General features: G+C 67.0%; 27 protein-coding genes. 13 read left to right on the top strand and 14 right to left on the bottom strand.

Annotated elements, in window-relative coordinates; all coding sequences use genetic code 11:
* Positions 1 to 18: 18 nt before the first annotated feature.
* From AAHB17_RS15380 to AAHB17_RS15360, 5 genes are all read right to left on the bottom strand, one after another.
* On the bottom strand, positions 19 to 645 hold the full coding sequence (locus tag AAHB17_RS15380) for a 3'-5' exonuclease (RefSeq protein WP_342131510.1): 627 nt from the start codon (positions 643 to 645) through the stop codon (positions 19 to 21).
* A 7-nt stretch (positions 646 to 652) separates the two neighbouring features.
* Positions 653 to 2,479, bottom strand: coding sequence for a putative nucleotidyltransferase substrate binding domain-containing protein (locus AAHB17_RS15375; protein ID WP_342131509.1), 1,827 nt, complete (start codon positions 2,477 to 2,479; stop codon positions 653 to 655).
* Between the two features lie 83 nt (positions 2,480 to 2,562).
* The gene (locus AAHB17_RS15370; RefSeq protein ID WP_342131508.1) at positions 2,563 to 4,272 is read right to left on the bottom strand and encodes a cation acetate symporter; all 1,710 of its coding nucleotides are present in this window, start codon (positions 4,270 to 4,272) and stop codon (positions 2,563 to 2,565) included.
* 8 nt (positions 4,273 to 4,280) lie between these two features.
* Positions 4,281 to 4,586 (bottom strand): DUF485 domain-containing protein, encoded by a 306-nt coding sequence (locus tag AAHB17_RS15365; protein WP_342131507.1) that lies wholly within the window; start codon positions 4,584 to 4,586, stop codon positions 4,281 to 4,283.
* A gap of 168 nt (positions 4,587 to 4,754) precedes the next feature.
* Entirely contained in the window at positions 4,755 to 5,564 is an 810-nt protein-coding gene (locus tag AAHB17_RS15360) for a ferritin-like domain-containing protein (RefSeq protein ID WP_342131506.1), read from the bottom strand.
* Between the two features lie 43 nt (positions 5,565 to 5,607).
* On the opposite strand from AAHB17_RS15360, the gene AAHB17_RS15355 reads away from it, so the two are divergent.
* From AAHB17_RS15355 to AAHB17_RS15345, 3 genes are all read left to right on the top strand, one after another.
* Positions 5,608 to 6,132: a gamma carbonic anhydrase family protein gene (locus tag AAHB17_RS15355; RefSeq protein ID WP_342131505.1), complete on the top strand. Its 525-nt coding sequence runs from the start codon at positions 5,608 to 5,610 to the stop codon at positions 6,130 to 6,132.
* A 42-nt stretch (positions 6,133 to 6,174) separates the two neighbouring features.
* Entirely contained in the window at positions 6,175 to 7,155 is a 981-nt protein-coding gene (gene hslO / locus AAHB17_RS15350) for an Hsp33 family molecular chaperone HslO (RefSeq protein ID WP_342131504.1), read from the top strand.
* A 115-nt stretch (positions 7,156 to 7,270) separates the two neighbouring features.
* Positions 7,271 to 7,759, top strand: coding sequence for a hypothetical protein (locus AAHB17_RS15345; RefSeq protein ID WP_342131503.1), 489 nt, complete (start codon positions 7,271 to 7,273; stop codon positions 7,757 to 7,759).
* Here AAHB17_RS15345 and AAHB17_RS15340 read toward each other — a convergent pair.
* The 6 genes from AAHB17_RS15340 to AAHB17_RS15315 are packed head-to-tail and all read right to left on the bottom strand — an operon-like array spanning position 7,752 to position 12,847.
* Positions 7,752 to 8,432, bottom strand: a complete 681-nt coding sequence (locus AAHB17_RS15340) for an ATP-binding protein (protein ID WP_342131502.1) — start codon at positions 8,430 to 8,432, stop codon at positions 7,752 to 7,754. The two genes, AAHB17_RS15345 and AAHB17_RS15340, sit on opposite strands and share 8 nt — an antisense overlap.
* Positions 8,429 to 8,713 carry a cell division protein FtsB gene (gene ftsB / locus AAHB17_RS15335; protein ID WP_342131501.1) on the bottom strand — a complete coding sequence of 95 codons (285 nt, stop codon included), beginning with the start codon at positions 8,711 to 8,713 and terminating at the stop codon, positions 8,429 to 8,431. The genes AAHB17_RS15340 and ftsB overlap by 4 nt, the downstream gene beginning before the upstream one ends.
* An 11-nt stretch (positions 8,714 to 8,724) precedes the next feature.
* Positions 8,725 to 10,008 carry a phosphopyruvate hydratase gene (gene eno, locus AAHB17_RS15330; RefSeq protein WP_342131500.1) on the bottom strand — a complete coding sequence of 428 codons (1,284 nt, stop codon included), beginning with the start codon at positions 10,006 to 10,008 and terminating at the stop codon, positions 8,725 to 8,727.
* Positions 10,009 to 10,046: 38 nt separating this feature from the next.
* Positions 10,047 to 10,337 (bottom strand): DUF1330 domain-containing protein, encoded by a 291-nt coding sequence (locus AAHB17_RS15325; protein ID WP_342131499.1) that lies wholly within the window; start codon positions 10,335 to 10,337, stop codon positions 10,047 to 10,049.
* Between the two features lie 4 nt (positions 10,338 to 10,341).
* Positions 10,342 to 11,199, bottom strand: a complete 858-nt coding sequence (gene kdsA / locus AAHB17_RS15320; RefSeq protein ID WP_342131498.1) for a 3-deoxy-8-phosphooctulonate synthase — start codon at positions 11,197 to 11,199, stop codon at positions 10,342 to 10,344.
* Between the two features lies 1 nt (position 11,200).
* Positions 11,201 to 12,847: a CTP synthase gene (locus AAHB17_RS15315; protein ID WP_342131497.1), complete on the bottom strand. Its 1,647-nt coding sequence runs from the start codon at positions 12,845 to 12,847 to the stop codon at positions 11,201 to 11,203.
* A gap of 110 nt (positions 12,848 to 12,957) precedes the next feature.
* Between AAHB17_RS15315 and coaBC the strand changes: the two genes are divergently transcribed.
* Positions 12,958 to 14,172, top strand: coding sequence for a bifunctional phosphopantothenoylcysteine decarboxylase/phosphopantothenate--cysteine ligase CoaBC (gene coaBC / locus AAHB17_RS15310; RefSeq protein WP_342131496.1), 1,215 nt, complete (start codon positions 12,958 to 12,960; stop codon positions 14,170 to 14,172).
* Position 14,173: 1 nt separating this feature from the next.
* On the opposite strand, the gene AAHB17_RS15305 is transcribed toward coaBC, so the two are convergent.
* A complete protein-coding gene (locus tag AAHB17_RS15305) occupies positions 14,174 to 15,322 on the bottom strand; it encodes a substrate-binding domain-containing protein (protein ID WP_342131495.1) in 1,149 nt (382 codons plus the stop codon).
* 115 nt (positions 15,323 to 15,437) lie between these two features.
* On the opposite strand from AAHB17_RS15305, the gene AAHB17_RS15300 reads away from it, so the two are divergent.
* A complete protein-coding gene (locus AAHB17_RS15300) occupies positions 15,438 to 16,181 on the top strand; it encodes an ABC transporter permease (RefSeq protein WP_342131494.1) in 744 nt (247 codons plus the stop codon).
* Positions 16,178 to 16,984 (top strand): ATP-binding cassette domain-containing protein, encoded by an 807-nt coding sequence (locus tag AAHB17_RS15295; RefSeq protein WP_342131493.1) that lies wholly within the window; start codon positions 16,178 to 16,180, stop codon positions 16,982 to 16,984. The genes AAHB17_RS15300 and AAHB17_RS15295 overlap by 4 nt, the downstream gene beginning before the upstream one ends.
* Positions 16,985 to 16,999: 15 nt before the next feature.
* Here AAHB17_RS15295 and infA read toward each other — a convergent pair whose 3' ends face one another.
* Together infA and AAHB17_RS15285 are read right to left on the bottom strand one after the other, a co-directional pair.
* The gene (gene infA / locus AAHB17_RS15290) at positions 17,000 to 17,254 is read right to left on the bottom strand and encodes a translation initiation factor IF-1 (RefSeq protein WP_342131492.1); all 255 of its coding nucleotides are present in this window, start codon (positions 17,252 to 17,254) and stop codon (positions 17,000 to 17,002) included.
* 258 nt (positions 17,255 to 17,512) lie between these two features.
* Positions 17,513 to 18,622 carry a helix-turn-helix domain-containing protein gene (locus AAHB17_RS15285; protein WP_342131491.1) on the bottom strand — a complete coding sequence of 370 codons (1,110 nt, stop codon included), beginning with the start codon at positions 18,620 to 18,622 and terminating at the stop codon, positions 17,513 to 17,515.
* Between the two features lie 247 nt (positions 18,623 to 18,869).
* Between AAHB17_RS15285 and AAHB17_RS15280 the strand changes: the two genes are divergently transcribed.
* From AAHB17_RS15280 to AAHB17_RS15250, 7 genes are all read left to right on the top strand, one after another.
* Positions 18,870 to 19,346: a 4Fe-4S dicluster domain-containing protein gene (locus tag AAHB17_RS15280; protein WP_342131490.1), complete on the top strand. Its 477-nt coding sequence runs from the start codon at positions 18,870 to 18,872 to the stop codon at positions 19,344 to 19,346.
* A gap of 27 nt (positions 19,347 to 19,373) precedes the next feature.
* Positions 19,374 to 21,221, top strand: a complete 1,848-nt coding sequence (locus AAHB17_RS15275; RefSeq protein ID WP_342131489.1) for an aldehyde ferredoxin oxidoreductase family protein — start codon at positions 19,374 to 19,376, stop codon at positions 21,219 to 21,221.
* Positions 21,222 to 21,300: 79 nt separating this feature from the next.
* Positions 21,301 to 22,650 (top strand): NAD(P)/FAD-dependent oxidoreductase, encoded by a 1,350-nt coding sequence (locus AAHB17_RS15270; RefSeq protein WP_342131488.1) that lies wholly within the window; start codon positions 21,301 to 21,303, stop codon positions 22,648 to 22,650.
* 7 nt (positions 22,651 to 22,657) lie between these two features.
* The gene (gene thiS, locus AAHB17_RS15265; RefSeq protein WP_342131487.1) at positions 22,658 to 22,912 is read left to right on the top strand and encodes a sulfur carrier protein ThiS; all 255 of its coding nucleotides are present in this window, start codon (positions 22,658 to 22,660) and stop codon (positions 22,910 to 22,912) included.
* An 8-nt stretch (positions 22,913 to 22,920) separates the two neighbouring features.
* A complete protein-coding gene (locus AAHB17_RS15260; RefSeq protein ID WP_342131486.1) occupies positions 22,921 to 23,220 on the top strand; it encodes a hypothetical protein in 300 nt (99 codons plus the stop codon).
* 132 nt (positions 23,221 to 23,352) lie between these two features.
* On the top strand, positions 23,353 to 25,044 hold the full coding sequence (locus AAHB17_RS15255; protein ID WP_342131551.1) for a hybrid sensor histidine kinase/response regulator: 1,692 nt from the start codon (positions 23,353 to 23,355) through the stop codon (positions 25,042 to 25,044).
* A complete protein-coding gene (locus AAHB17_RS15250; RefSeq protein WP_342131485.1) occupies positions 25,041 to 25,871 on the top strand; it encodes a response regulator in 831 nt (276 codons plus the stop codon). The genes AAHB17_RS15255 and AAHB17_RS15250 overlap by 4 nt, the downstream gene beginning before the upstream one ends.
* Positions 25,872 to 25,994: the final 123 nt, after the last annotated feature.

Below are 25,994 nucleotides of genomic sequence, written 5' to 3'. Positions count from 1 at the left end.
TCGTCGGGCGGCGTTCGATCAGCCCGTCCGCAGGGCGTGCAGCTTGACGAAGGCCAGGGCGGCCATGGTGGCGTCGTTCACCGGATCGTGGGCGGCGCGCCGGGGCAGGCCCAGCCCGTCCATGATGGCGTCCAGCCGCAGGTCGATGTGGGCGCCCGGCTGCTGGCGGTGGCGCAGGTCGTGGTACAGCCCCGAGACCTCGATCTGCGTGTTGGGCAGCGGGATGCCGATCAGCGGGCGCACCAGGCGGTTGAGCAGGGCGACGTCGAAGGCCAGGTGGTAGCCCACCAGGGGGCGCGGGCCGATGAAGTCCAGCACGCGCCGCGCCGCTTCCAGTGGCGAGACGCCGTGTTCGGCGAGGTCGGCCGCGCGCAGCCGGTGGATGCGCACGTTCTCGGCCGTCAGGGGCGCGCGCTCGGCGTCGGGGCGGATCAGCAGCGCCAGCCGCTGGCTGGTGAGCACCTGCCGGCCCCGCACCGGCACCGCGCCAACGCTCAGGATGTGGTCGCGCCGGGCGTCCAGGCCGGTGGTTTCGCAGTCGATGCTGATCCACTCGTCGGCCGGCGGCGCGTCGAACAGGCCGGCGTAGGCCGGGTCAAGCAGCCGGCGTTGGAACCAGGCGTCGCGCAGGGGTTTCAGCCACATGGCGGGCTCACAGCGCATCGAGCCGGAAGTGGCTGTGCAGATGCTGGCGGAAACGCTTGATGATGGCCAGCGAGTCCTTGAGCAGATCGCGCTCCAGCGTGCCCAGGTCCGACAGCCGCACCTCGTTGTGCACGGCCTCGCCCAGCGCCTGCTGGCGCAGGTTGTGTTGGAGCTTGAGGCCCATGAGGTAGTGCAGCGCGTCCACCAGGTCGCGTACCAGCGTGGCGTCGAGCTGGCCCGCGCTGGCCAGCGCCTGCAGGCGCTCGCGTGTGCCCAGGCAGCTCAGACCGTGCTCCAGCGCCAGCGCGCGGGCGCCATGCACGATGGGAAAAGTGCCGAGTTTTTTGAGGTCGAAGCGCTGTTCGTCGCGCCCGCGCAGGCCGCCCAGCCGGTCCCACCAGTGGCCGGGTTCATTGAACTGGTCGACCGCGCCGGCAAAACGGGCCAGCAGCGGTGCGCTGCCGCTGAACAGCGTGCGCAGGTGCTGCTGCGCCTGGGCCAGCAGGCTGTGGTCGCCCGCCACCGGGCGCGCGTCCAGGAAGACCGCCAGGTGCATGGGACCGTCCGGATGGTGGCCCAGCAGCCAGTCGGTGATGGTGGTCTTGAAGCCGGTCAGCGGCTGGCGCCAGAGCGGGTTGGTGAGCATGATCTGGCCTGGGCAGGGGGGGTAGCCGATGCCCGCCAGTGCATCGCTGAAGCGCTGGGCCACGGCCGCCAGATCGGGGTGCTCGAAACCATCGCGCAGGATGAGCGCGTTGTCCTGGTCGGTCTTGAGGACCTGCTCGCCACGGCCTTCGCTGCCCATCACCAGCAGGCAGCTGTGGGCGACCAGCTCGGGCGGTGCGATCAGGGCCCAGAGACGGGAGAACAGTTGACCGTTGAGTTCGCTCACGAGGGTGGAGATGACCTCGATCCGCACGCCGCCGCGGTGCAGCAGGGCCACCAGGCCATCGACCTGGCGCGCCGCCCGCTGGAGCTCTTCCAGGTTGGCGGCTTGCTCGACCTGCATCGCGATCAGGTGCGAGTGGTTGGAGATGTAGCTCATCAGGTCGAGCTGACCCAGCACGCCCAGGATGTGTTCGCCCTCGCGCACCAGCACCCGGTGCACCCGGTGGCGGATCATGACCAGCAGGGCCTCGAACAGCTCGGTGTCGGGGCTGACGGTGATGAGGTCGTAGCGGGCCACCTCGCGCACCGCCAGCGCGCCTGGTGGCTCGGGGCGCAAGAGCGCATCGCGCAGATCGGTGGTGGTGAACATGCCCACGCGGGCCTGGCCGTCGGGGCCGGTGTCGCGGACCAGGGCATTCGTCAGGCCGTGTTCTGACAGGCTCGCGCAGACGCTGACCAGGTCCAGTCCGCCGTCGACAAAAAAGGGCTTGCGCACGAAGGCGTCGCGCACCCGGACCATCATGAGCGACAGGAACTCGTGGCTGTGGCTGTTTTCGGCCGCGGCCGAGAGGCGGCGTGAGATGTCGGCGAACAGCAGGGCACTGAAGCGCGCGTTGTCGGCGATCAGCACCTGCAGCGTGGCCCGGGGCAGCAGGTAGGCGATGACCTCGTCCAACGCGGTGAACACACCGCTGCTGTGCCCGGCCATGGTGGCGCGTGCGCCGTAGAAGTCGTCCGGGCCGTAGACCGCGACCACCTCACCGCCTTCGATGTGTTGCACATGGCCCTTGATGAGCACATGCATGTGGGTGGCGGGCGTGTCGGGGGTGAGGACGGCGGTGCCTGGCGTGTAGTAGCCGATGTCCACCGTGTCGGCCACGCGCTGGCGTTCGCCCGGGCTGAGGCAGTCAAACGGCGGGTGACTGAAATCGAAGCTGCTGGGCATGGGCGGATGGTGTCAGATCGCGGGAAAAACAAAAAGGCCGCTGGCACCCGGGTGGCAGCGGCCTGTGGACGTGGCGGTGGGGTTCAGTGCCCGGACGCGCCCGAGGCACCGATGCCGGTCTCGGAGCGCACCTGCTGGGCCAGGAAGCCCGCCTTGTCGATCTGGGCGCGCTCGCTGTTGTCCAGCGCCGAGAACAGCCAGATGCCGACAAAACCGATGGTCATGGAGAACAGCGCGGGCGAGGTGTAGGGGAAGGGCGCGCTGCCCTTGTCATGCCCGAGCACCGCCACCCACACCGAGTCGGACAACACGGTCAGCACCACCGACGAGATCAGGCCCAGGAAGCCACCAACCACCGCGCCGCGCGTGGTGCAGCCCTTCCACAGTACGCTCATGAAGAGCACCGGAAAGTTGGCCGAAGCGGCGATGGCGAAGGCCAGCGAGACCATGAAGGCGATGTTCTGCTTCTCGAAGGCGATGCCCAGCGTGACGGCGATGATGCCCAGGGCCACGGTGGTGATGCGCGAGACCTTGAGTTCGGAAGCGCTGTCGACCTTGCCTTTCTTGAGCACGGTGGCGTAGATGTCGTGCGACACGGCCGAGGCGCCCGAGAGCGTGAGGCCAGCCACCACGGCCAGGATGGTGGCAAAGGCCACGGCCGAGATGAAGCCCAGGAAGACGTTGCCGCCGACCGCGCTGGCCAGGTGGATGGCCGCCATGTTGCCGCCGCCCTTGAGGGCGCCCTTGGCGTCCAGGAACTCGGGGTTGGTCAGCACGAAGGTGATGGCGCCAAACCCGATGATGAAGGTCAGGATGTAGAAGTAGCCGATCCAGGTGGTGGCCCACAGCACCGACTTGCGCGCTTCCTTGGCGTTGGGCACGGTGAAGAAACGCATCAGGATGTGGGGCAGGCCGGCCGTGCCGAACATCAGCGCCATGCCGAAGCTGATGGCGGAGATCGGGTCTTTGACGAAGTTGCCCGGGCCCATGATGGAGAAGCCGATGCTGGCTGCCTCCTCGGGCGTCTTGCCGGCCTGGCTGGCCAGGCCGGTCTTGATTTCGACCGCCTTGGCGAACATGGCCTCGGGGCTGAAGCCGAAGTGCCAGAGCACCATCAGCGCCATGAAGGACGCGCCACCCAGCAGCAGGCAGGCCTTGATGATCTGCACCCAGGTGGTGGCCGTCATGCCGCCGAACAGCACATAGACCATCATCAGCGCGCCGACGATGACCACGGCGATGTAGTACTCCAGGCCGAACAGCAGCTTGATGAGCTGGCCAGCGCCGACCATCTGTGCGATCAGGTAGAAGGCCACCACCACCAGCGTGCCCGAGGCGGCGAAGACGCGGATGGGCGTCTGGCTGAAGCGAAAGGCCGCCACGTCGGCGAAGGTGAACTTGCCCAGGTTGCGCAGGCGCTCGGCCATCAGGAAGGTGACCACCGGCCAGCCGACCAGAAAGCCGATGGAGTAGATCAGGCCGTCGAAACCGCTGGCCATCACGGCCGCGGAAATCCCCAGGAAGGACGCGGCCGACATGTAGTCGCCGGCGATGGCCAGGCCGTTCTGGAAGCCGGTGATGCCGCCACCGCCGGTGTAGAAGTCGGCGGCCGAGCGGGTTTTGGCCGCGGCCCACTTGGTGATGAACATGGTGCCGGCGACAAAGGCGCCGAACATGCCGATGGCGGTCCAGTTGGTGGCCTGTTTCTCGGCCTGGCCGAGGTCGGCGCCGGCGGCCAGCGCCACACCGGTCACACACAGCAGCGCCAGCAGCGCCAGGGTTTGTTTGAACATCGCACGCATCACAGCACCGCCTTTTTGATTTCTTCGGTGAGGTCGTCGAATTCGCTGTTGGCGCGACGCACGTAGATGCCGGTGATGACGATGGTGAAGACGATCACGCCCAGGCCGATGGGCATGCCCAGGGTCATGACGCCGCTGCCCAGCTTCTGCAGCAGGAAGGGTTTGTTGAAGGCCACCAGCAGGATGAAGCCGTAGTACACGATCATCATCAGCGCGGTGAGGGTCCAGCCGAAGCTGGAACGTTTGGCTTTGAGTTCCCGGTATTTCGGGTGGGCGGCAATGCGGTCCGCCAGTGTGGTTTCCATGAGACTTCTCCCCTCTTCAGATGGATGACTCCTGTACCGAAACGGCCGCTGTCACCGCTGGGGTGACCCGCGCCATGACCTCGCAGGAGTGGGGGCACTGTAGGGCAGGGTAATTACCCAGCACTGACGCCAAACTGTACGTTTGCTGACAATCTGGCCGGGCGGTGCTCAGGCGCCCAGCAGGTAGTCCAGTTCTTCGGCGCTGAAGCCGGCCTGACGGCGGGCCGCTTCGTTGAAGGGCGGGCGCAGCCGGGGCGCCTCGTGCTGGCGCACCAGCACGCGGTAGTGCGCGATCGGGTCCAGGCCTCGTTGCTGGCACAGGTGGGCGTACCAGCGGTTGCCAATCGCCACATGGCCGATCTCGTCGCGCAGGATGATGTCGAGAATGTCCACCGCCTTCAGCGCGCCGGGTGTGCCGGCCTTGCGCAGCTTGGCCTGGATCTGCGGCGTCGCGTCCAGCCCACGCGCTTCCAGCGTGCGCGGCACCAGGGCCATGCGGGCGGTGATGTCGTCCTGCGTCTTGACGCACATGCTCCACAGGCCGTCGTGGGCGTCGAAGTCGCCGTAACCGTGCCCCAGGCTCTGCAGGTGGGTGTGCAGCAGGCCGAAGTGGGTGGCTTCCTCGTCGGCCACGCGCAGCCAGTCGCGGTAGAAACCGTCCGGCATGCCGGCAAAACGCCAGACCGCGTCCAGCGCCAGGTTGATGGCGTTGAATTCGATGTGGGTGATGGCGTGCAGCAGCGCCGCCAGGCCCTCGGCCGTGAAGGGCGAGCGCGTGGGCACCTGCATGGGGGGCAGCAGCGGGGGCCGGGCCGGGCGCCCGGGCAGCGGCGCGGCCGGCACCAGGGTGGCCTGGCTGTCCAGAGGTGCACCGGGCAGGTCGCGCCAGAGGGCGTGCACCTGGTTCACCTTGGCGCCGGGCTCGCTTTCGCACAAGGCGGCCAATGCACGCTGGCGGATGTCGGGGGAGGCGGTCATCCCTACAATTCTAGGTTTTCAATCCTTTGGGCAAGGGCGAACGATGGCGCTGTATGAACTCGATGGTGTGGCTCCGCAAGTGGCCGAGTCGGCCTGGGTGGCCGACAGCGGGCAGGTGATGGGCCAGGTGGTGCTGGGCGAGGACAGCAGCGTGTGGTTTGGCGCGGTCTTGCGTGGCGACACCGAAACCATCACCGTGGGACGCGGCAGCAACGTCCAGGACGCCAGCGTGCTGCACGCCGACCATGGTTTCCCGCTGGTGATCGGCGAGCGTGTCACCGTGGGCCACCAGGTCATGCTGCACGGCTGCACCATCGGCGACGAATCCCTGATCGGCATTGGCGCGGTGGTGCTCAATGGCGCCAAAATCGGCAAGCACTGCCTGGTGGGCGCCGGCGCGCTGGTGACCGAAGGCAAGGAATTTCCCGATGGCTCCATGATCATCGGCAGCCCGGCCAAGGCCGTGCGCCAGCTGAGCCCGGAGCAGATCGCCGGCCTCAAGCGCAGCGCCCAGCACTACGTGGACAACGCCCGGCGCTACCGCCAGGGCTTGAAGAAGCTGGCCTGATCCCCATTTGCTCCGTTTGTATTTTTTCGATTGAAGGCCCGCGTGTCCGAACTCCACAAATTCATCTTCGACGGTCTGCCGGTGCGTGGCATGCTGGTGCGCCTGGACGACGCCTGGCGCGACATCCTGTTGCGGCGGCGCCAGAGCGGGGCTTACCCGCCGGCCGTGACCGAACTGCTGGGCGAGATGACGGCTGCCGGCGTGCTGATGCAGGCCAACATCAAGTTCAATGGCGCGCTGGTGCTGCAGGTGCACGGCGACGGACCGGTGAAGCTGGCTGTGGTGGAGGTGCAGTCCGACCTGCGCCTGCGCGCCACCGCCACGGTGCAGGGCGAGGTGGCCGCGAACGCGCCGCTGTCACACATGGTCAACGTCCACAACCAGGGCCGCTGCGCCATCACGCTGGACCCGCAGGACCGCCAGCCCGGCCAGCAGCCCTACCAGGGCGTGGTACCGCTGCACGGCGACCACAAGGAAAAGCTCGAAAAAGTCAGCGAGGTGCTGGAGCACTACATGCTGCAGAGCGAGCAGCTCGACACCACCCTGGTGCTGGCGGCCGACGAGCGTGTGGCGGCCGGGCTGCTGATCCAGCGCCTGCCGCTGCAGGGCGAGGCCAACCTGGCGGGCAGCGGTGTGGGCCGCGCCGACGAGGACGAGATCGGGCGCAACGAGGACTACAACCGCATTTCCATCCTGGCCAAGAGCCTCAAGCGCGAGGAGCTGCTGGAGCTGGACGCCGACACCATCCTGCACCGCCTGTTCTGGGAGGAAAAGGTGTTGCGTTTCGCGCCGCAGGACGGCGCCCATGCGCCCCGGTTTGCCTGCACCTGCTCGCGTGAGCGGGTCTCGGGCATGTTGCGCAGCCTGGGACGCGACGAGGTCGAGTCCATCCTGGCCGAGCAGGGCCAGGTGGAAGTGGCCTGCGATTTCTGTGGCGCCCAGTACCGCTTCGACCCGGTGGACGCGGCCAGTGTGTTCCTGCAGCAGGCACAGATGCCACCGGGCAGCAGCAGCGTGCAGTGAGGGATGCGGTGCCGTTCGGGATGCCGAACCGGCACCGGAACGGCATGTGTGCAAGATGTGGCGTTGCATGGCCTTGTGCGGTCGACGGCGATGCATTTTTCTGCTCGCGATGACCATGGCCATCGGTCTCGGTGGATGCGCAACGACGCCCTACACCCCACCTCAGGCATCTGGGAATGCCGTTCTGGATTTTTCCCGTTCTGGTGGCCTGAGTGGGTTCTTCTTTTACGGGAATGGCAACAATTGCACCGACAACAAAAGCCTCACCCATGAGCTCTATCCGCTGACGAACAAAACCGGCACGTTGGTTTTGAACGCCCATCAACGCGTCGCCTTCGGTTTTTTCTGGAACCGAGGTGTCGCCACCGGGTGGAAGACCTGTTCCGTGTTGCTTTCATTGGTGCCGCAACCCGATGGAAAGTACGGGCTTGTGGGGCAATTCGACGGCGACAAGTGCAGCATGGCCCTGGTGGATTTGAACAACGGCGGAGCGCCCGTGGCGGAAAACGTGGATGTCAAGAGGATGGGGTTTGTGCCCAGCGCCGGCGTCCGGAATCAGTGCGTGCCGGTGAACCCGTCACCGACGCCAGCCGGGGTCAAGTGACTTGCCGCGCTTGCGACCCGATGAGGTCGCGGAACAACCGGTGTTCGCAAGCCGGGTCGCTGCATTTTTCGCAGCTCCAGGGCCGCCGGCCCTGTTCCCAGAACGGGTCCTGCGCCGTCAACGTGAGGCCCATGCCGGCACCCACGGTGCGCAGTGCGTGTGACGCGCGCTTGTCGCCGTTGCCGTAAACCATCTGGTAGGCAACGCCCGCCTGATCCAGCCGGGCGCGCAGGATGGCGTCGGTGTCCTCGCGTGCGGCGGGGCTGTCGCGGCACAGGCCATCGTCCACCCAAGGCAGGTCCAGTCCCATCAGCAGAGTCAGATCGCAGTCTGTGTGGGCGGCCAAAGCCCTTGGCCACAAGGACAGGTCATTGAAATACTGTTCGCTGTAGGCCGCCACCATCACGGCCGTCGTGTCGGCCAGCACCACGTGCACCCTAGGCGTGGCGCGGGCCTGCGCGATCAATCGGGATTGTTCGGCGGCGATGGCGGCCTGCTCGTGCTGTTCGGGGGCGCGGTCCTGCCGCTGGCACCAGTCGCGCAGGTGCTCGGGCACCATCACGCAGTGTTGGCCGTGTTTGGCCGTGAGCGTGTCGAACAGGGCCTGCGCGAGGCCACTTTTGCCGGTCGATTCGGCGCCCAGCAGCGCCACTGTGAAGGGTGGGGCGCTCACCGCTTGGGCTGCGCGATCTGCACGAAGACCTCGTTGGGCTTGACCATGCCCAGTTCCTGGCGGGCCAGTTCCTCGACCATGTCCTGGCCTTCCTGCAGGTCGCGCACCTCGCTGGCCAGCTGCTCGTTGCGCCACTGGGCGGCGCGGTTGAGCTGCTCCTGCTCGGCCAGTTGCTGCTTGAGGGCGTTGACCTGGGGCACGCTGCCACGGCCCAGCCACAGCTGGGCATGCACGATGCCCAGCAAGGCCAGGAGCAGCAGTGGGACGAGCCGGTTGCCCATTCAGCGTGGGATCACTTCAAGTTGTAGAACGCGTCGCGGCCCGGGTAGCTCGCCACGTCGCCCAGGTCTTCCTCGATGCGCAGCAGCTGGTTGTACTTGGCCATGCGGTCGCTGCGGCTCATGGAGCCGGTCTTGATCTGCAGCGCGTTGGTGCCCACGGCGATGTCGGCAATGGTGCTGTCCTCGGTCTCGCCCGAGCGGTGGCTGATGACGGCGGTGTAGCCGGCACGCTTGGCCATCTCGATGGCGGCGAAGGTCTCGGTCAGGGTGCCGATCTGGTTGATCTTGATCAGGATGGAGTTGGCGATGCCCTTCTGGATGCCTTCCTTCAGGATCTTGGTGTTGGTGACGAACAGGTCGTCGCCCACGATCTGCACGTTCTTGCCCAGGCGGTCGGTCAGCAGCTTCCAGCCGTCCCAGTCGCCTTCGGCCATGCCGTCCTCGATGCTGATGATGGGGTACTTGTCGACCCAGGTGGCCAGGATGTTGGTCCATTCCTCGGCGCTGAGCACCAGGCCTTCGCCTTCGAGGTGGTACTTGCCGTCCTTGTAGAACTCGCTGGCGGCGCAGTCCAGGCCGATGGCGATCTGCTCGCCGGCCACGTAGCCGGCGGCGGCGATGGCTTCCAGGATCATCTGGATGGCGGCCTCGTGGCTGGCCACGCTGGGGGCGAAGCCGCCCTCGTCGCCCACGGCGATGCTCATGCCCTTGTCGTGGATGATCTTCTTGAGCGCGTGGAAGACCTCGGCGCCGTAGCGCACCGCCTCGCGGAAGCTGGGCGCGCCCACGGGGATGATCATGAACTCCTGCAGGTCCAGGTTGTTGTTGGCGTGGGCGCCACCGTTGATCACGTTCATCATGGGCACCGGCATCTGCATGCTGGCGCTGCCACCGAAGTAGCGGTACAGCGGCAGGCCGGCTTCCTCGGCGGCGGCGCGGGCCACGGCCATGGAGACGGCCAGCATGGCGTTGGCGCCCAGGCGGCTCTTGTTCTCGGTGCCGTCGAGGTCGATCAGGGTGCGGTCCAGGAAGGCCTGCTCGGAGGCGTCCAGGCCCAGCACGGCCTCGCTGATCTCGGTGTTGATGTGTTCGACCGCCTTGAGCACGCCCTTGCCCAGGTAGCGGCTCTTGTCGCCGTCGCGCAGCTCGATGGCCTCGCGCGAACCGGTGGACGCGCCCGAGGGCACGGCCGCCCGGCCCATCACGCCGGATTCCAGCAGCACGTCGCATTCGACGGTGGGGTTGCCGCGGCTGTCCAGCACTTCACGGCCAACGATGTCAACGATTGCACTCATGGTTTCTCTTTCAGGTCAAAACAAAACGCAAAACGAACTCACACGCCTTCGACCACCACCAGCCGCATGATGGCGGCGCCTTCGCGTGCCGCCTTGGCCTTCTGGTACTCGGCGCTCTGGTAGAAGGCCCGGGCCTTCTCGAAACTGGGGAATTTCAACACGACGGTGCGACCGGGGTTCCAGTCGCCTTCCATCACGTCCACCTGGCCACCGCGCACACAGACCTCGGCACCGTGTGCCTGCATGGCGGCGGTGGACCACTTCTTGTAGTCCTCGTATTTGACGGGATCGGTCACGGTGACCGAAGCGATGACATAACCGCTGGGCATGGGGTCAGGCTCCGAAGTCGTTTTCGAGGAAGCCATGGCGCTTGGTCACCTGGTCCAGCGCCACCAGGTTTTCCAGCAGGGCCTTCATGTGCTTGAGCGGCACGGCGTTGGGGCCGTCGGACCAGGCCTCGGCCGGCTTGGGATGCGTTTCCATGAACAGGCCGGCCACGCCCACGGCCACGCCGGCGCGGGCCAGCACGGGAACCATCTCGCGTGCGCCGCCACTGGCGCTGCCCAGGCCACCGGGTTTTTGCACCGAGTGGGTGACATCGAACACCACCGGGGCGCCCGATTGGCGCATCTCGGCCAGGCTGGTCATGTCGGCCACGAGGTTGTTGTAGCCAAAGCTCACGCCACGTTCGCAGGCCAGGAAGCGGTCTTCGGACAGGCCCGCTTCCCTGGCCGCGGCGCGGGCCTTGTCGATCACGTTTTTCATGTCCCAGGGCGCCAGGAACTGGCCCTTCTTGATGTTGACCGGCTTGCCCGACTGTGCCACCGCGCGGATGAAGTCGGTCTGCCGGCACAGGAAGGCGGGCGTCTGCAACACATCGACCACGCTGGCCACCTCGGGCACCTGCGAGGCCTCGTGCACGTCGGTCAGGACAGGCAGCTGCAGCTGGCGGCGCACCTCGTCCAGCACCTTCAGTCCGGCATCGAGGCCGAGACCGCGTTGGGTGGTGCCGGACGAGCGGTTGGCCTTGTCGAACGAGCCCTTGTAGATCAGCGGAACGCCCAGCGCGGCGCAGGCCTCCTTGAGCTGGCCGGCGACGTCCAGCGACATCTGCAGGCCTTCGATGGAGCAGGTGCCCGCGATCAGGAAAAAGCGATGCTCCAGCCCGATGTCGAAGCCGCAGAGTTTCATGTCAGGCCTTTCGTTGGTGGTCCACCGCCGCCTTCACGAAGGCGTTGAACAGCGGGTGGCCGTCCCAGGGGGTGGACTTGAACTCGGGGTGGAACTGCACGCCGACGAACCAGGGGTGCTGGCTTTGCGGCAGTTCGACGATTTCGGTCAGCTGTTCGCGCTGGGTCAGAGCGGAGATCACCAGCCCGGCCTGGCGCAGCCGGTCGAGGTAGTTGACGTTGGCCTCGTAGCGATGGCGGTGGCGCTCGGTCACCACGTCGCCGTAGATCTGGTGGGCCAGCGTGCCCTGTTGCACGTCGGAGCTTTGTGCGCCCAGGCGCATGGTGCCGCCGAGGTCGGAGTTCTCGTCGCGCTGCTTGATGCTGCCATCGGCGTCCTTCCACTCGGTGATCAGCGCGATCACGGGGTGGGGCGTCTCGGGCTCGAACTCGGTCGAGTTGGCGTCCTGGAGGCCTGCCACATGGCGCGCGTACTCGATGGTGGCGACCTGCATGCCCAAACAGATGCCCAGGTAGGGCACCCGGTGTTCGCGGGCGAAGCGGGCGGTGGCGATCTTGCCTTCGATGCCACGTTTGCCGAAGCCGCCGGGCACCAGGATGGCATCGTATTTGGTCAGCTGGGCGCTGGCATCGCCTTCCATGGTTTCCGAATCGAGGTGCTCGATCTTCACCCGCACGTGGTTTTTCATGCCGGCGTGGCGCAGCGCCTCGTTGACCGACTTGTAGCTGTCGGACAGATCGACGTACTTGCCGACCATGGCGATGGTCACCTCGCCGCGCGGGTGGGCCGTTTCATAGACCAGATCGTCCCAGCGCTTGAGGTTGGCCGGCGGGGTGTTCAGGCGCAGCTTGTCGCAGATCAGGCCATCCAGGCCCTGCTCGTGCAGCACGCGCGGCACCTTGTAGATGGTGTCCACGTCGGGCATGGAGATCACGCCCCACTGCGCCACGTTGGTGAACAGGCTGATCTTTTCGCGCTCGTCGTCGGGAATGGTGCGGTCGGCGCGGCACAGCAGCGCGTCGGGCTGGATGCCGATCTCGCGCAGCTTCTGCACCGTGTGCTGGGTCGGCTTGGTCTTGAGTTCGCCGGCGGCCGCGATCCAGGGCACGTAGGTCAGGTGGACAAAGGCGGTGTTGTTGGGCCCCAGGCGCAGGCTGAGCTGGCGCACGGCCTCCAGGAAGGGCAGGGACTCGATGTCGCCCACGGTGCCGCCGATCTCGACGATGGCCACGTCCACCGCGTCGGGAGTCTCGAAGCCGGCACCGCGCTTGATGAAGTCCTGGATTTCGTTGGTGACGTGCGGGATCACCTGCACCGTCTTGCCCAGGTAGTCGCCACGGCGCTCTTTTTCGAGCACGCTCTTGTAGATCTGGCCGGTGGTGAAGTTGTTGGCGCGCTTCATCCGGGTGTTGATGAAGCGCTCGTAGTGGCCCAGGTCCAGGTCGGTCTCGGCGCCGTCGTCGGTGACGAAGACCTCGCCGTGCTGGAAGGGTGACATCGTGCCCGGGTCGACGTTGAGGTAGGGGTCGAGCTTGATGAGGGTGACCTTGAGGCCGCGGGATTCCAGCAGCGCGGCAAGGGAGGCGGAGGCTATTCCCTTGCCCAGGGAAGACACCACACCGCCGGTGACGAACACAAATTTGGTCATGTCGCAAACGGGCCATGCAAAGCCCGCAGGAGGTGGAAATGGCGATTATAAAGTGGCGGGCTCGGGCACCCCGCGCCACCGTTACCCCCCCCTCTGCTACATTGCCGCCCATGAACGACCTTGCCGGCAAACACATCGTCCTGGGCCTCTCTGGGGGCATCGCCTGTTACAAGTCGGCCGAGCTCTGCCGGCAACTGACCAAGGCTGGCGCCACCGTGCAGGTGGTCATGACCGCCTCGGCCGAGCGCTTCATCACCGCCACCACCATGCAGGCGCTCTCGGGTCGGGTGGTGCATGGCTCGCAGTGGGACACGCGCGAGTCCAACGCCATGCCCCACATCAACCTGAGCCGCGAGGCCGACGCCATCCTGGTGGCCCCGGCCAGCGCCGACTTCATTGCCCAGCTGGCGCAGGGGCGTGCCGACGAATTGCTGGGCCTGCTGTGCCTGGCCCGACCCATGGGCACGGTGCCGCTGCTGCTGGCCCCGGCCATGAACCGCGAGATGTGGGCCCACCCCGCCACCCAGCGAAACGTGGCCCAGGTGCGTGCCGACGGTGCCACGGTGCTGGCCGTGGGGCAGGGCGACCAGGCTTGTGGCGAAACCGGTGACGGCCGGATGCTGGAGCCCGACGAACTGCTGCACGACCTGGTGCACTTCTTCCAGCCCAAGACGCTGGTGGGCCAGCACGTGCTGGTCAGCGCCGGTCCCACCTTCGAGGCCATCGACCCGGTGCGTGGCATCACCAACAAGTCCAGCGGCAAGATGGGTTTTGCCGTTGCCCGCGCCGCCCGCGAGGCCGGCGCCGAGGTCACGCTGGTGGCCGGGCCGGTGGCCCTGCCCACGCCGCGTGGCGTGCGCCGGGTGGACGTGTCGTCGGCCCACGAGATGCTGGTGGCGGTGGAAGCCGCCGTGCCGCAGGCCACGGTGTTCGTCGCCACGGCGGCCGTGGCCGACTGGCGCCCGGCCGAGGCCGCGACACACAAGATCAAGAAGGACGGCAGCGGCCAGGTGCCGGCCATGGCCTTCGAGGAAAACCCCGACATCCTGGCCCGCGTGGCGGCCAGCGAACGCGCACGCAGCGGGGCCTTGTTCTGTGTCGGTTTCGCCGCCGAAAGCCACGACCTCGCGGCGCATGCCAAGGCCAAGCGCGAGCGCAAGGGCGTGCCGCTGCTGGTGGGCAACATCGGCCCGGCCACCTTTGGCCAGGACGACAACGCCTTGCTGCTGGTGGACGCCGAGGGCGCGCGTGAGCTGCCCCAGGCCGGCAAGCTGGCCCTGGCGCGCCAGCTCGTGGCCGACATCGCCCGGCGCCTGCCGGGCTGAATCATGGGCGGGTGGGTGTTCGCCCGGTGGCCGACGTAGCTGCCTTGCGGGCCGGCATGCGGCGCGGCGGCAGCTTCCACCAGGGCAGGGCGTCGCGCAGCGACAGCACCTCGCCGCTGCGCTGCGGCGCACAACCCGGCGTGCCGCTCAGCAGCGCCTGCCAGGCCGGGGTGGCCAGCACCTCGCGCAGGGCGCGCACCGCCGGCTGCTCCAGGGCGCTCTTCAGGCAGACCAGGTGGTAGTTTTCCTGGGCCAGTGGCACGAAGCCCAGGCCCAGCCGCCGGGCCGAGGCCTCGGTGCCCAGGCCCACATCGGCGCTGCCATTGGCGATGGCCTGTGCCACGGCCGCGTGCGACAACTCGCTGCGTTCGTAGCCATTGAGCTGCTCGGGGGCCACGCCGGCCTCGTCCAGCAGTTCGTCCAGCAGCACCCGGGTGCCGGTGCCCAGCGCGCGGTTGACGAAGCGCGCCCGCCAGAGCGCGGCACGCGGCAGCCCGTCGATCTTCATCGGGTTGCCCGGCGCCACGATCAGGCCCTGGGTGCGGCGGGCAAAGCCAATCAGCTTGTGCTGCCCTGGCTGCAGCAGCCCGCGGTAAGCCTGGGCCGACAGGCTGTCGGCCGGCGGCTTTTCGCGCACGTGGAAGCCGGCCAGCACGCTGCGGCCTTCGTTGAGCGCGCGGATGGCGTCCACGCTGCCGCAGAAGCGGATGTCCAGGTGCAGGCGGGCGGCCCCTGTGGCGTGGTCCATCAGCAAGGGCAGTGCGTCGTCATGGCTGGCGTAGAGGCTGAGCACATGGCTGGCTTCGTCAAAGGCCAGGGCCAGGGTGCGCTCCAGCTCGGCGCGCAGGGCCTCTATCTGGGGCGCAAGGCGCGCCTGTGCCAGGCGTTCGGTCCACAGCAGCTTGTCGGCAAACGGCGTCAACTGCGCCGACTGCCCGCGTTCCCAGACGATCAGGTCCTGGCCCACCGTCTGCTCCCACTCCTTGAGCAGGCCCCACACATGCCGGTAGGACAGGGACAGACAACGTGCGGCGCCCGAGATCGAGCCTTGGGCCCGCACCGCCTGCAGCAGATCCATCAATTGGTTGCGTATCAGGGTGCCCCGTTCGCGTTGGGCGCTGAGTTGGTAGCTGAGCTCGATCTTGCGCATGGTCCCGAGTGTGCCGCAGTGTGATCCTATGCACGTTGATGCATAACTGGACAACCCCAGTCGGCGCAGAAGGCGCTTGGGGCTAGCATTCGCCACCTTCCGTCCCGCCGCGCCCATGAACACTTTTGTCGACAGCCTGCTGACCGCCCTGCAACTGGTGGTGTCTCTGGACGCCAGCCTGTGGCTGGTGGTGGGGCGCTCACTGGCGGTCAGCGCCACGGCCTGTCTGATCGCGGGCCTGGTCGGGCTGTGGTTGGGGGCATGGCTGGGCACGGCGCGTTTCCGTGGGCACGAAGCTGTGCTGACGGTGCTCAACACCTGGCTGGCCGTGCCGTCGGTGGTGGTCGGTCTGGTGGTCTACCTGTTGATGTCGCGCACCGGGCCGCTGGGCTTTCTGGGCTGGCTGTTCAGCTTCAAAGCCATGGTGTTTGCCCAGGCCATCCTCGTGCTGCCGGTGGTCACGGCCCTGGTGCGCCAGGTGGTGTCCGACGCCGAACGCCAACACGGCGAACAGCTCGCCTCGCTGGGTGCCCGTCCGGTGTTGCGCAGCCTGCTGCTGGCTTGGGACGAACGGTATGCCTTGCTGACCGTGGCCATCACCGCCTTTGGTCGCGCGATTTCCGAGGTCGGCGCGGTGATGATCGTGGGCGGCAATATCGACGGCTTCACCCGTGTCATGACCACCGCCATCGCCCTGGAGACCAGCAAGGGCGACCTGCCGCTGGCCCTGGGCCTGGGGCTGGTGCTGCTGGCGGTGATGTTGCTGCTCAACGCCTTGGTGTCGGTGCTGAGGCGCTGGCGCGAGCGCGGCGGCGGCGTGCCGCTGGCCCATGACGCTGGCGCGGGGTGGGCGGTATGACGGCCCAGGTGGTGCCGCTGCGCCCCGGCAAACGAACGCCTTGGCCGGCGCTGCCGGTGGTGCCCGCCGACGCCCCGGTGCTGTTCCGGCTCGACGCCGCGGGTGTGCGCCTGGGCAAGACCCAGGCCTTGCGTGAGGTCAGCCTGCAGATCCAGGCCGGCGAGCGCATTGCGCTGGTGGGCGCCAATGGCAGCGGTAAAAGCAGCCTGTTGCGCCTGCTCAATGGCCTGCTGGCGCCGAACCAGGGGGATGTGCGGGTGCCGCCCGCTCGCGCGCAGGCCATGCTGTTCCAGCGGCCACACATGCTGCGCACCAGCGCGCGCAACAATGTGGCGCTGGGCCTGTGGCTGGCCGGCTGGCGCTGGCGCGAAGCCCAAGATCGGGCGCTGATCGCCCTGGAGCGCACCGGACTGGCCGAGCTGGCGCAACGCCAGGCGCGTGAGCTGTCGGGTGGCCAGCAGCAGCGGCTGGCGCTGGCGCGTGCCTGGGCCCGGCAGCCGCAGGTCTTGTTGCTGGACGAGCCCACCGCCAGCCTGGACCCGCACGCCAAGCGCGAGGTCGAGAAACTGGTGGCGGAGTTTGCCGCTGGCGGCACGCAGGGTGTGCGGGATCACCTGCCACCCATGACCCTGGTGTTCGCGAGCCACAACCTGGGCCAGGTCAAGCGCCTGGCCAGCCGGGTCATCTACCTGGAAAAAGGCCGTGTGCTGGCCGATGTGCCGGTGGCGACGTTCTTCGACGATGCGCAGTTGCTGCGCATCAGCCCGGCCGCACAGGGTTTTGTGCGCAGCGAGACAGGCTGAGCCGGCCTGCGGGTTTCAGCGCGGGCGGCGCGGTGCGGCAGGGCCGCGACCTTCGATGTGGCGGAAGGTGATGCGGCCCTTGGTCAGGTCGTAGGGCGACATTTCCAGCGACACCTTGTCACCTGCGAGGATGCGGATGTGGTTTTTCTTCATGCGGCCGGCCGAGTAGGCGATCAGTTCGTGGCCGTTGTCCAGCGTGACGCGAAAACGGGTATCGGGCAGGACTTCGGTGACCTTGCCGTTCATTTCAATGTGTTCTTCCTTGGCCATGAGGCTCCTTCGGGTACGTGTGTGTCGGACGTTCCGGATCTGGATGCGCCGGTCGCCCGCAGGGGCAACACGGCGCACGGCAGACCGGAGCGCAGCGTGGCCCTCGCCGTGGGCGGGGCCGGATTCGCTAAAAGGGGGGCGGGACCGCCATTGGCTGGGTGGCGGTGGCATCTCGGGCGGGAGGCGGATGCGGGCCGATCATTCGGCGAACCCGGCATTATACCGCGAAGCCCCCAGAATGGGGCGTCGACGACCGGGTCAGGGGCGCCTGCCCAGCTTGCGGTACACCGTGGCGCGGCTGATGCCCAGAGCGCGGGCCGCTTCCATCACATTGCCCCGCGCGGCCTGCACCGCCTGCCTGATGAGCGCGGCTTCGATGTCCTTGAGTCCGCTGGTCGGGCTGGCCGACGCCATGCCGTGGCCGGCTTCTGAGCCGCCGCTGTTGAGGCTGGCCAGCACTTGCAGGCGCAGGCCGGACCACAAGGGCTGCTCGGCCGCTGGCCGCCGCGCGCGCGCGGCGTCGAACAGGTGTTCCCAGTGCATGGCGAACAGGTCGCTGCAGTGGGGGCGCTGCTGACCATGGGTCAGGGCCAGCATGTCGCTGGCGGCGCGGTTGCGGCCCACCACATGGCCGTCGGCGTCCACACACACCAGACCGTCGCCGTCGTCGCCCAGGCCCTGGCCGGGCCAGTTCAGGCGCAGCAGCAGCGCGTGGGGCTGCGCCAGCGTGAGGGCGTTTTCGATGCTGCGCGCGGACTGTGTGACCAGGTGTTTGAGGGCCGGGCGCTCGGCCACGTCCACACCAGTGAGGTCCAGCATGCCCACGCAGTCGCCCTGCGGTCCCCACAAGGGCGCGCCGGCGCAGCTGTAGTGGCCATTGGCGTCAAAAAAATGTTCGCCCCGGTGCAGCCAGACCGGTTGCAATTCCGCCAGGGCGGCCCCTATCGCGGTGGTTCCCACCGCCTGTTCGGACAAATCCACCCCCACGCGCGCGATGGCGGTGGCCCGCGGCTCGCTTGGGTTGACCGGGCCGCCGACGGTGATCACCACCCCTTGGGCATTGGTCAGGATGGCGAAATACCGTGTGTCGGCCATGGCCCGTGCCAGCTTGTGCAGGGTGGGCTCGGCGGCCTGGATCAGGGGCCGGTTGCTGTCGGTGAGGTGACGGATGTCGGCCGCGCCCACAGCATCGAACACCACCGTTTCGCCGGCCTGCCGGCCGCGCGCCAGGCAGCGCTGCCAGGAGCGCTGTATCCAGGGCTCGATGCCGGGCGAGGGCTGGCCCTCCAGCAGAACGGAGCGCCGTGCCCGCTCGATGTGGCCCAGGCGGGCTTGTTCCGCAGGCGTGGAGGGGACGGCGTGGTGCATGGGGGGCGTGGCGGTGTCGGGCGTGGGTCGATTGTGTCGCGTGTGACTGGCCCGGGCAAGGCGCCAGAGCCGGCCCGATGTGGGGCGTCTGTCTCAGTTTGAGAATTTTTGCTGGCGCCGGGCGTTTTTCCGGGTTTACCCCTAAGAGGCATCGGGGCGCGACTTTTCACAATGCATCTGCAAATTTGTTCATAAGCACAGCGCTGCATAAGCTGCCCAACGCTGCCACCCAACCAGGAGACCTCATATGCAGAAAGTCCTGCACATCAATCCGGACAAATGCACCGGCTGTTTGCAGTGCGAGATGGCGTGTTCGTTTGAAAACTACGGCACCTACGCCACCTCCAAGTCGCGCATCAAGGTCTTCGACTTCCACCACACCGGCAAGAAGGTGCCCTACACCTGCACCCAGTGCGACGAAGCCTGGTGCCTGCACGCCTGCCCGGTCGAGGCCATCACGGTCGACAAGATGACAGGTGCCAAGGTGGTGAACGAAACCACCTGCGTGGGCTGCAAGGTCTGCACCATCGCCTGCCCCTTCGGCACGGTGAACTACGTGCAGGAGACTGGCAAGGTCCAGAAGTGCGACCTGTGCGGTGGCGAACCCGCCTGCGCCGAAGCCTGCCCGACCGGCGCCATCACTTTCATCGACGCCAACTGGACCGGCATGGGCAAGATGCAGCAGTGGGCGGACAAGCTGGGCAACCAGGCTTCCGCCGCCTGATCACCACCCACACACAGGAGCTTCAACATGTCTTGGGCTGGAAAAATCCTCCGCGTCAACCTGACCACGGGCACCACCACCTCCGAACCGCTGCGGATGGACTGGGCACGTGCCTACATCGGCTCGCGTGGCCTCGGCAGCAAGTACCTGATCAGCGAGATCGACCCCAAGGTCGACCCGCTGTCGCCGGACAACAAGATCATCTGGGCCACCGGCCCGCTGACCGGCACCATGGCCTCCACTGGCGGCCGCTACACCGTCATCACCAAAGGTCCGCTGACCGGCGCCATCGCCTGCTCCAACTCGGGCGGCTACTGGGGCGCCGAACTCAAGATGGCCGGCTGGGACATGGTCATTTTTGAAGGCAAGTCGGCCAAGCCGGTCTACCTCTACATCAACGACGACACGGTTGAACTGCGCGATGCAGGCCACCTGTGGGGCCAGAGCGTCTGGAAGACCGAGGAAATGCTCAAGTCCAGCCTGCAGGACCCGCTGCTGCGGGTGTCCAGCATCGGCAAGTCGGGTGAGAACGGGGTGCTGTACGCGGCGGTGGTGAACGACCTGCACCGCGCGGCCGGGCGTTCGGGCGTGGGCGCCGTGATGGGCAGCAAGAACCTCAAGGCCATCGCGGTGCGCGGCACCAAGGGCGTGGGCAACATCCGCGACCCCAAGGCCTTCATGAAGGTGACCTTCGAGAAGAAGAAGATCCTGGCCGAGAACGCCGTCACCGGCCAGGGCCTGCCGGCCTATGGCACGCAGGTGCTGATGAACGTGATCAACGAGATCGGTGCCCTACCCACGCGCAACCACCGCGACGTGCAGTTCGAGGGCGCCAAGGACATCTCGGCCGAGGCCATGGCCACGCCACGCGCCAGCGACGGCAAGAAGCACCTGGTGACCAACCAGGCCTGCTTCGGCTGCACCATCGCTTGCGGCCGCATCAGCAAGATGGATGAGGGGCACTTCACCGTGGCCAACAAGCCGCAGTACTGGGGTGCCAGTGGCGGCCTGGAGTACGAGGCGGCCTGGGCGCTGGGGGCTGCCAACGGCGTCAACGACCTGGAGGCCCTGCAGTACGCCAACCTGCTGTGCAACGAGGAAGGATTCGATCCCATCAGCTTCGGCGCCACCGTGGGCGCGGTGATGGAGCTGTACGAGATGGGCGTGCTGACCAAGGAGCAGCTCGGCATCGAGGCGCCGTTTGGCTCGGCCCAGGCGTTGGCCTACTTTGCCGAGATCACGGCCAAGGGCGAGGGCTTTGGCAAGGACATTGGCCAGGGCTCCAAGCGCCTGACCGCCAAGTACGGCCACCCCGACCTGTCCATGAGCGTCAAGGGCCAGGAGTTCCCTGCCTACGACGGCCGCGCCATCCAGGGCATCGGTCTGGCCTACGCCACCAGCAACCGTGGCGCCTGCCACCTGCGCGGCTACACCATCGCCTCCGAGGTGCTGGGCATCCCGGTCAAGACCGAGCCGGCCGAGAGCGAGGGCAAGCCCGAGCTGGTCAAGGCCTTCCAGGATGCGACCGCCGCGTTCGATTCCTCCGGCCTGTGTGTGTTCACCACCTTCGCCTGGGGCGTGGCCGATCTGGCGCCGCAGCTGCAAGCCGCCTGCGACGAGGCCTACACCACCGAGGAACTGGAGAAGATCGGTGAGCGCATCTGGAACATGGAGCGCGAATTCAACAACGCCGCCGGTTTCACCAAGGCCGACGACAACCTGCCCAAGCGCCTGCTGACCGAGGCCGCCAAGACCGGTGGCTCCAAGGGCATGGTCAGCAAGCTGCCCGAGATGCTGCCCAAGTACTACGCCGCCCGCGGCTGGGACAGCGAAGGCCGTCCCACCGCCCAGACCAAGGCCCGTCTGAGTCTCTGATTCAACCGCCTCGGACAACGAGAAAGCGGCCCATGGTCCAGCTCGGGCCCTGGCCGCTTCTTCTTTTGGAGCATCCCACATGACACATCACGTCATCCTCGGCGCCGGACCGGCCGGCGTCATCGCGGCCGAAACCATACGCAAGCACGCCCCCGCCGACACCATCACCTTGGTGGGCGACGAGGCCGAGCCGCCGTACTCGCGCATGGCCATTCCCTACCTGCTGATCGGCCAGATCGACGAGGGCGGCACCTACCTTCGCAAGACGGCCGACCACTACCAGCGCCTGCGCATCACCCAGGTGCGTGCCAAAGCCAGTGCGGTGGACACCGCGCAGCGCACCGTGACGCTGGACAACGGCCAGACGCTGGCGTTTGACAAGCTGCTGATCGCCACCGGCTCGCACCCCGTGCGCCCGCCCATCCCCGGCATGGATTCGCCGGGTGTGCACCCCTGCTGGACGCTCGAAGACGCGCGCGCCATCGCGGCCCTGGCCCAACCGGGCGCCCGCGTGCTGCAGATGGGCGCCGGCTTCATCGGCTGCATCATCATGGAAGCGCTCAAGCAGCGCGGCGTCTCGCTGAGCGTGGTCGAGATGGGCGACCGCATGGTGCCGCGCATGATGGGTCCGACGGCCGGGGGCATGATCCGCGACTGGTGCGAGACCCAGGGCGTGCAGGTCTTCACCGGCACCAAGGTCGAGGCCATCGAGCCGGCGGGGCAGGGTGGTGGTGGCATTGTCAGCAAGATCGCCGGTGCCCTGGGACTGGGAGGCAGCGACGAGGACAAGGGCCTGACCGTGCGCCTGTCGGGCGGTCGCAGCGTCAAGGCCGATCTGGTGATCAGCGCCACCGGCGTGCGTCCTGCCATCGGTTTCCTCAAGGACTCTGGCATCACCTGCCTGCTGGGCGTGTTGACCGACGAGCACCTGCAGACCAACGTGCCCGGCGTGTACGCCGCAGGGGACTGCGCCGAGGCCTTCGACAAGGTCAGCGGCAAGACCATCGTCAGCGCCATCCAGCCCAACGCGGCCGAGCAGGCCCGCGTGGCCGCGCTCAACATGGTGGGCCAGACCGCCGAACTCAAGGGCGTCACCCAGATCAACGTGCTCGACACCCTGGGCCTGATTTCCACCAGCTTCGGCAACTGGGAAGGTGTGCCCGGTGGCGAGCACGTGGAACTGACCGACACCGCCGGCGGCCGCCACCTGAGCCTGCAGTTCAAGGGCGACGTGATGGTGGGCTGCAACAGCGTGGGCTGGACCGAACACGTGGGTGTGATGCGTGGGCTGGTCGAAGGCCAGGTGCACCTGGGCCCGTGGAAGGACAGCCTGATGGCCGACCCGACCCGCCTGATGGACGCCTACCTGGGCGCGGCGCAAGGACAAGGCCACTGGAGCGGTGCCGATGACACCCGCCGCAGGGCATGATCACGGGATGAAGATCACCTTCAAGCTCTTCGCCACGCTCACCGATTACCTGCCACCCGAGGCGCGGCGGGCCAACCAGCTCGAACTCGAGGTGGCGCCCACCGACAGCATCGCCACCATCATCGCACCCTTCGGCATGCCGCCCAAGCTGGTGCACCTGGTGCTGGTGAACGGCCGCTACGTCGCGCCCGAGGTGCGCGCCAGCACCACCCTGGTCGATGGGGATGTGCTGGCGATCTGGCCGCCCATCGCCGGCGGCTGAGGCGCGGTGTGCAAGCACACTACGCCGAGCGCTTCGAACGCGACATGGCCTGTACCGAAGCCGAGTGGCTGCGCTGGCTGCCGCAGGCCATGGGTGCACACCCATGGCAGCGGCAAGGCGCTTCGCTGCGGGCCGACATCGACCAGGGGCAGCTGGCGATCGACTGGCAGGTTGTCACGCCCCGGGCCATCGCATTGATGCGTTTGCCCAGGCTGGTCGTGGCCTTTCACTTCTCCGGGCTGGACGACGCCCAGCGCCACCGCTTCATGAAACGTTTCGACCTCTACATGCTGCGTGGCGGCGGTTGAGCCGCGCCTCGCGTGTGGCGATCTGCTGTGTGTGCTGGCGCACAGACGCTGCGATCCTGGAGGGTTACGTTGAGCCAACCCAGCTGGTCCTTGGCTTGGGGAACCCGAGATCCCGACATGTCCGAGACACAGATGGCGACAGCGAGCCGAGCGGTCGCCGGTGCCCACGTGGCACTGAACGCATCGATCGGCACCGGCAGCCTGCTGGCCGCTGGTGCGCTCCAGAACGCCATCTTCAACAGCGCCAATTTCTCGATCATCGCCACCGATGACAAGGGCATCATCCAGTTGTTCAACGTGGGCGCCGAGCGCATGCTGGGCTACCGGGCGCAGGAGGTCGTCAACCGCGTCAGCCCCAGTGACATGCACGACCCCCAAGAGGTGCGGGCGCGGGCCGAAGCGCTGAGCGCGGAACTGGGGACGCCGATCGCCGCAGGTTTCGAGGCCCTGTCCTTCAAGGCCTCCCGGGGCATCGAAGACATCTATGAGCTGACCTACCTCTGCAAAGACGGCACGGCTTTTCCGGCGGTGGTGTCGATCACCGCGCTGCGCGACGATTACGGTGAACTGATTGGCTACCTGTTGATCGGCAGTGACAACTCGGCCCGCAAGCGCGCCCAGTTGCACCTCAAGGAAGCTGTCACCGCGGCGGAACGCGCCAACCTTGCCAAGACCGAATTTCTCTCCAGCATGAGCCACGAACTGCGCACGCCGCTCAACGCCATTCTGGGTTTTGCCCAGTTGGTGGCGTCGAGCACGCCCGTGCCGACGGTGGCGCAGCAGCGCAGCATCGACCAGATCCTCAAGGCGGGCTGGTACCTGCTGGAGCTGATCAACGAGATCCTTGATCTGGCGCTGATCGAGTCCGGCAAGCTCATCATGTCGGAAGAACCTGTGGCGTTGAGTGACTTGCTCTCCGAGTGCCAGGCGCTGGTGGAGTCGCAGGCGGTGCAGCGCGAGGTGGGGCTGAACTTTGTTCCCATGATCCTGCCCTTGCATGTGAAGGGCGACCGCACGCGCCTCAAACAGGTCCTGGTGAATCTGCTCTTCAATGCCGTCAAGTACAACCGGCGTGCGGGCCACGTCGATGTCGACTGCACGGTGCTGTCGCCGTTGGTGGTGCGCATCACCGTGCGCGACACCGGCCATGGCTTGTCGCGCGAGCAGCTGGCGCATCTGTTCCAGCCATTCAATCGCCTCGGCCGGGAGGCGGGCATCGAGGAGGGCACGGGCATCGGCCTGGTGGTCACGCAGCGACTCGTGCACCTGATGGGAGGACAGATCGGCGTCGACAGCACGCTGGGCGTGGGCAGTGTTTTCTGGGTCGACCTGACCCTGGTGGCGGCGCCCAGCACCGACCACGCCGCCGCGTGGGTGCCTGCCGGGAACGCGCTCGCGTGCGCTGGCGAAACCACCCGCACCATGCTGTACGTGGAAGACAACCCCGCCAATCTGGCGTTGGTCGAGCAGATCATCGAGCGCTGCCCCCAACTGCACCTGCTGAGCGCGTCGGATGGCCACACCGGCATTGAGTTTGCCCGTGCCTACCTGCCGAGTGTCATCCTGATGGACATCAACCTGCCTGGGATCAGCGGTATCGAGGCCATGCGGTTGCTGCACGCCGACCCAGCCACGGCGCACATCCCGATCATTGCGCTCAGCGCCAACGCCGTGCCCCGGGATATCCAGAAGGGGCTGGAGGCGGGATTTTTTGCTTATGTCACCAAACCGATCCGCGTGGCAGAGCTGTTATTGACCATTGAGCGGGCGCTGGCCCAAGCCAATGTTGCCCCCCAACGTCCCCATGCACAGGCCCCATCGTGACCATCACCGCCAAAGAAGTTCTCAACGCCCGCATCCTGGTGGTTGACGATCAGCAAGTCAATGTGAGGCTGCTGGAGGAAATGCTGATGGCGGCGGGCTACACCCAGGTGTTTGCCACGCTGGATCCCACGTTGGTGTGTCGCATGCACCGGGAGACGCCTTTCGATCTGATCCTGTTGGACCTGCAGCTGCCCGGAATGGATGGCTTCCAGGTGATGGAAGGGCTCAAGGCCAGCGGCCACGACAGTTACTTGCCCGTGCTGGTGATCACGGCCCAGCCGGGGCACAAGCTGCGTGCCCTGCAGGCAGGCGCGAAGGATTTCGTGAGCAAGCCGTTCGACATGGTTGAGGTCAAAGCCCGCATCCACAATCTCATCGAAATCCGGCTGCTCCATCGCCAACTGGAGCAGCACAACCTGGAGCTGGAGCGGCAGGTGCTCGAGCGCACCGCCGAATTGCAGGAGAGCGAGGCGCGGTACCGCGCGTTAACCGAACTCGCCACCGACTGGTACTGGGAGCAGGACCACGAGGGGAACTTCACCAAGGTCTCGGGGCCGGTGCTCGAGATGCTGGGGTTTCGCGTGGCCACGCTGGAAACAGAGGCGCTGCCGTCGATCAGCGAGGGCTGGGACGAAGAAGGCCGGCTGGAACTCCAAAGACGCATCACCTCGCGCATGCCTTTTCTCGATGTCCTGCTGGAGCGTACCCGCCCCGATGGCAGCCACCAGTCGTTTCGCGTCAGTGGCACCCCCATGTTCGACAGGGGGTGCAACCTCATCGGCTATCGGGGCGTGGGCGTCGAGATTCTGGCGTGGGGTCGCAGCTGAAGTCCTGGCCCCATTCTTGCTGAGCAGGTCTTCGCGACAGCGCTCAGAACGACTCCCATTCGCCGCCGTCGGCGTCCTTGGGGGTGGCCTTGGCCACGGTCGGCGCGGCGGCGGGCAGCCTGG

The organism is Hydrogenophaga sp. OTU3427, assembly GCF_038440225.1.
Classification (GTDB): domain Bacteria; phylum Pseudomonadota; class Gammaproteobacteria; order Burkholderiales; family Burkholderiaceae_C; genus Hydrogenophaga.
Note: the sequence above shows the minus strand (reverse complement) of the source record. Positions and strands in the feature narration are given on the sequence as shown.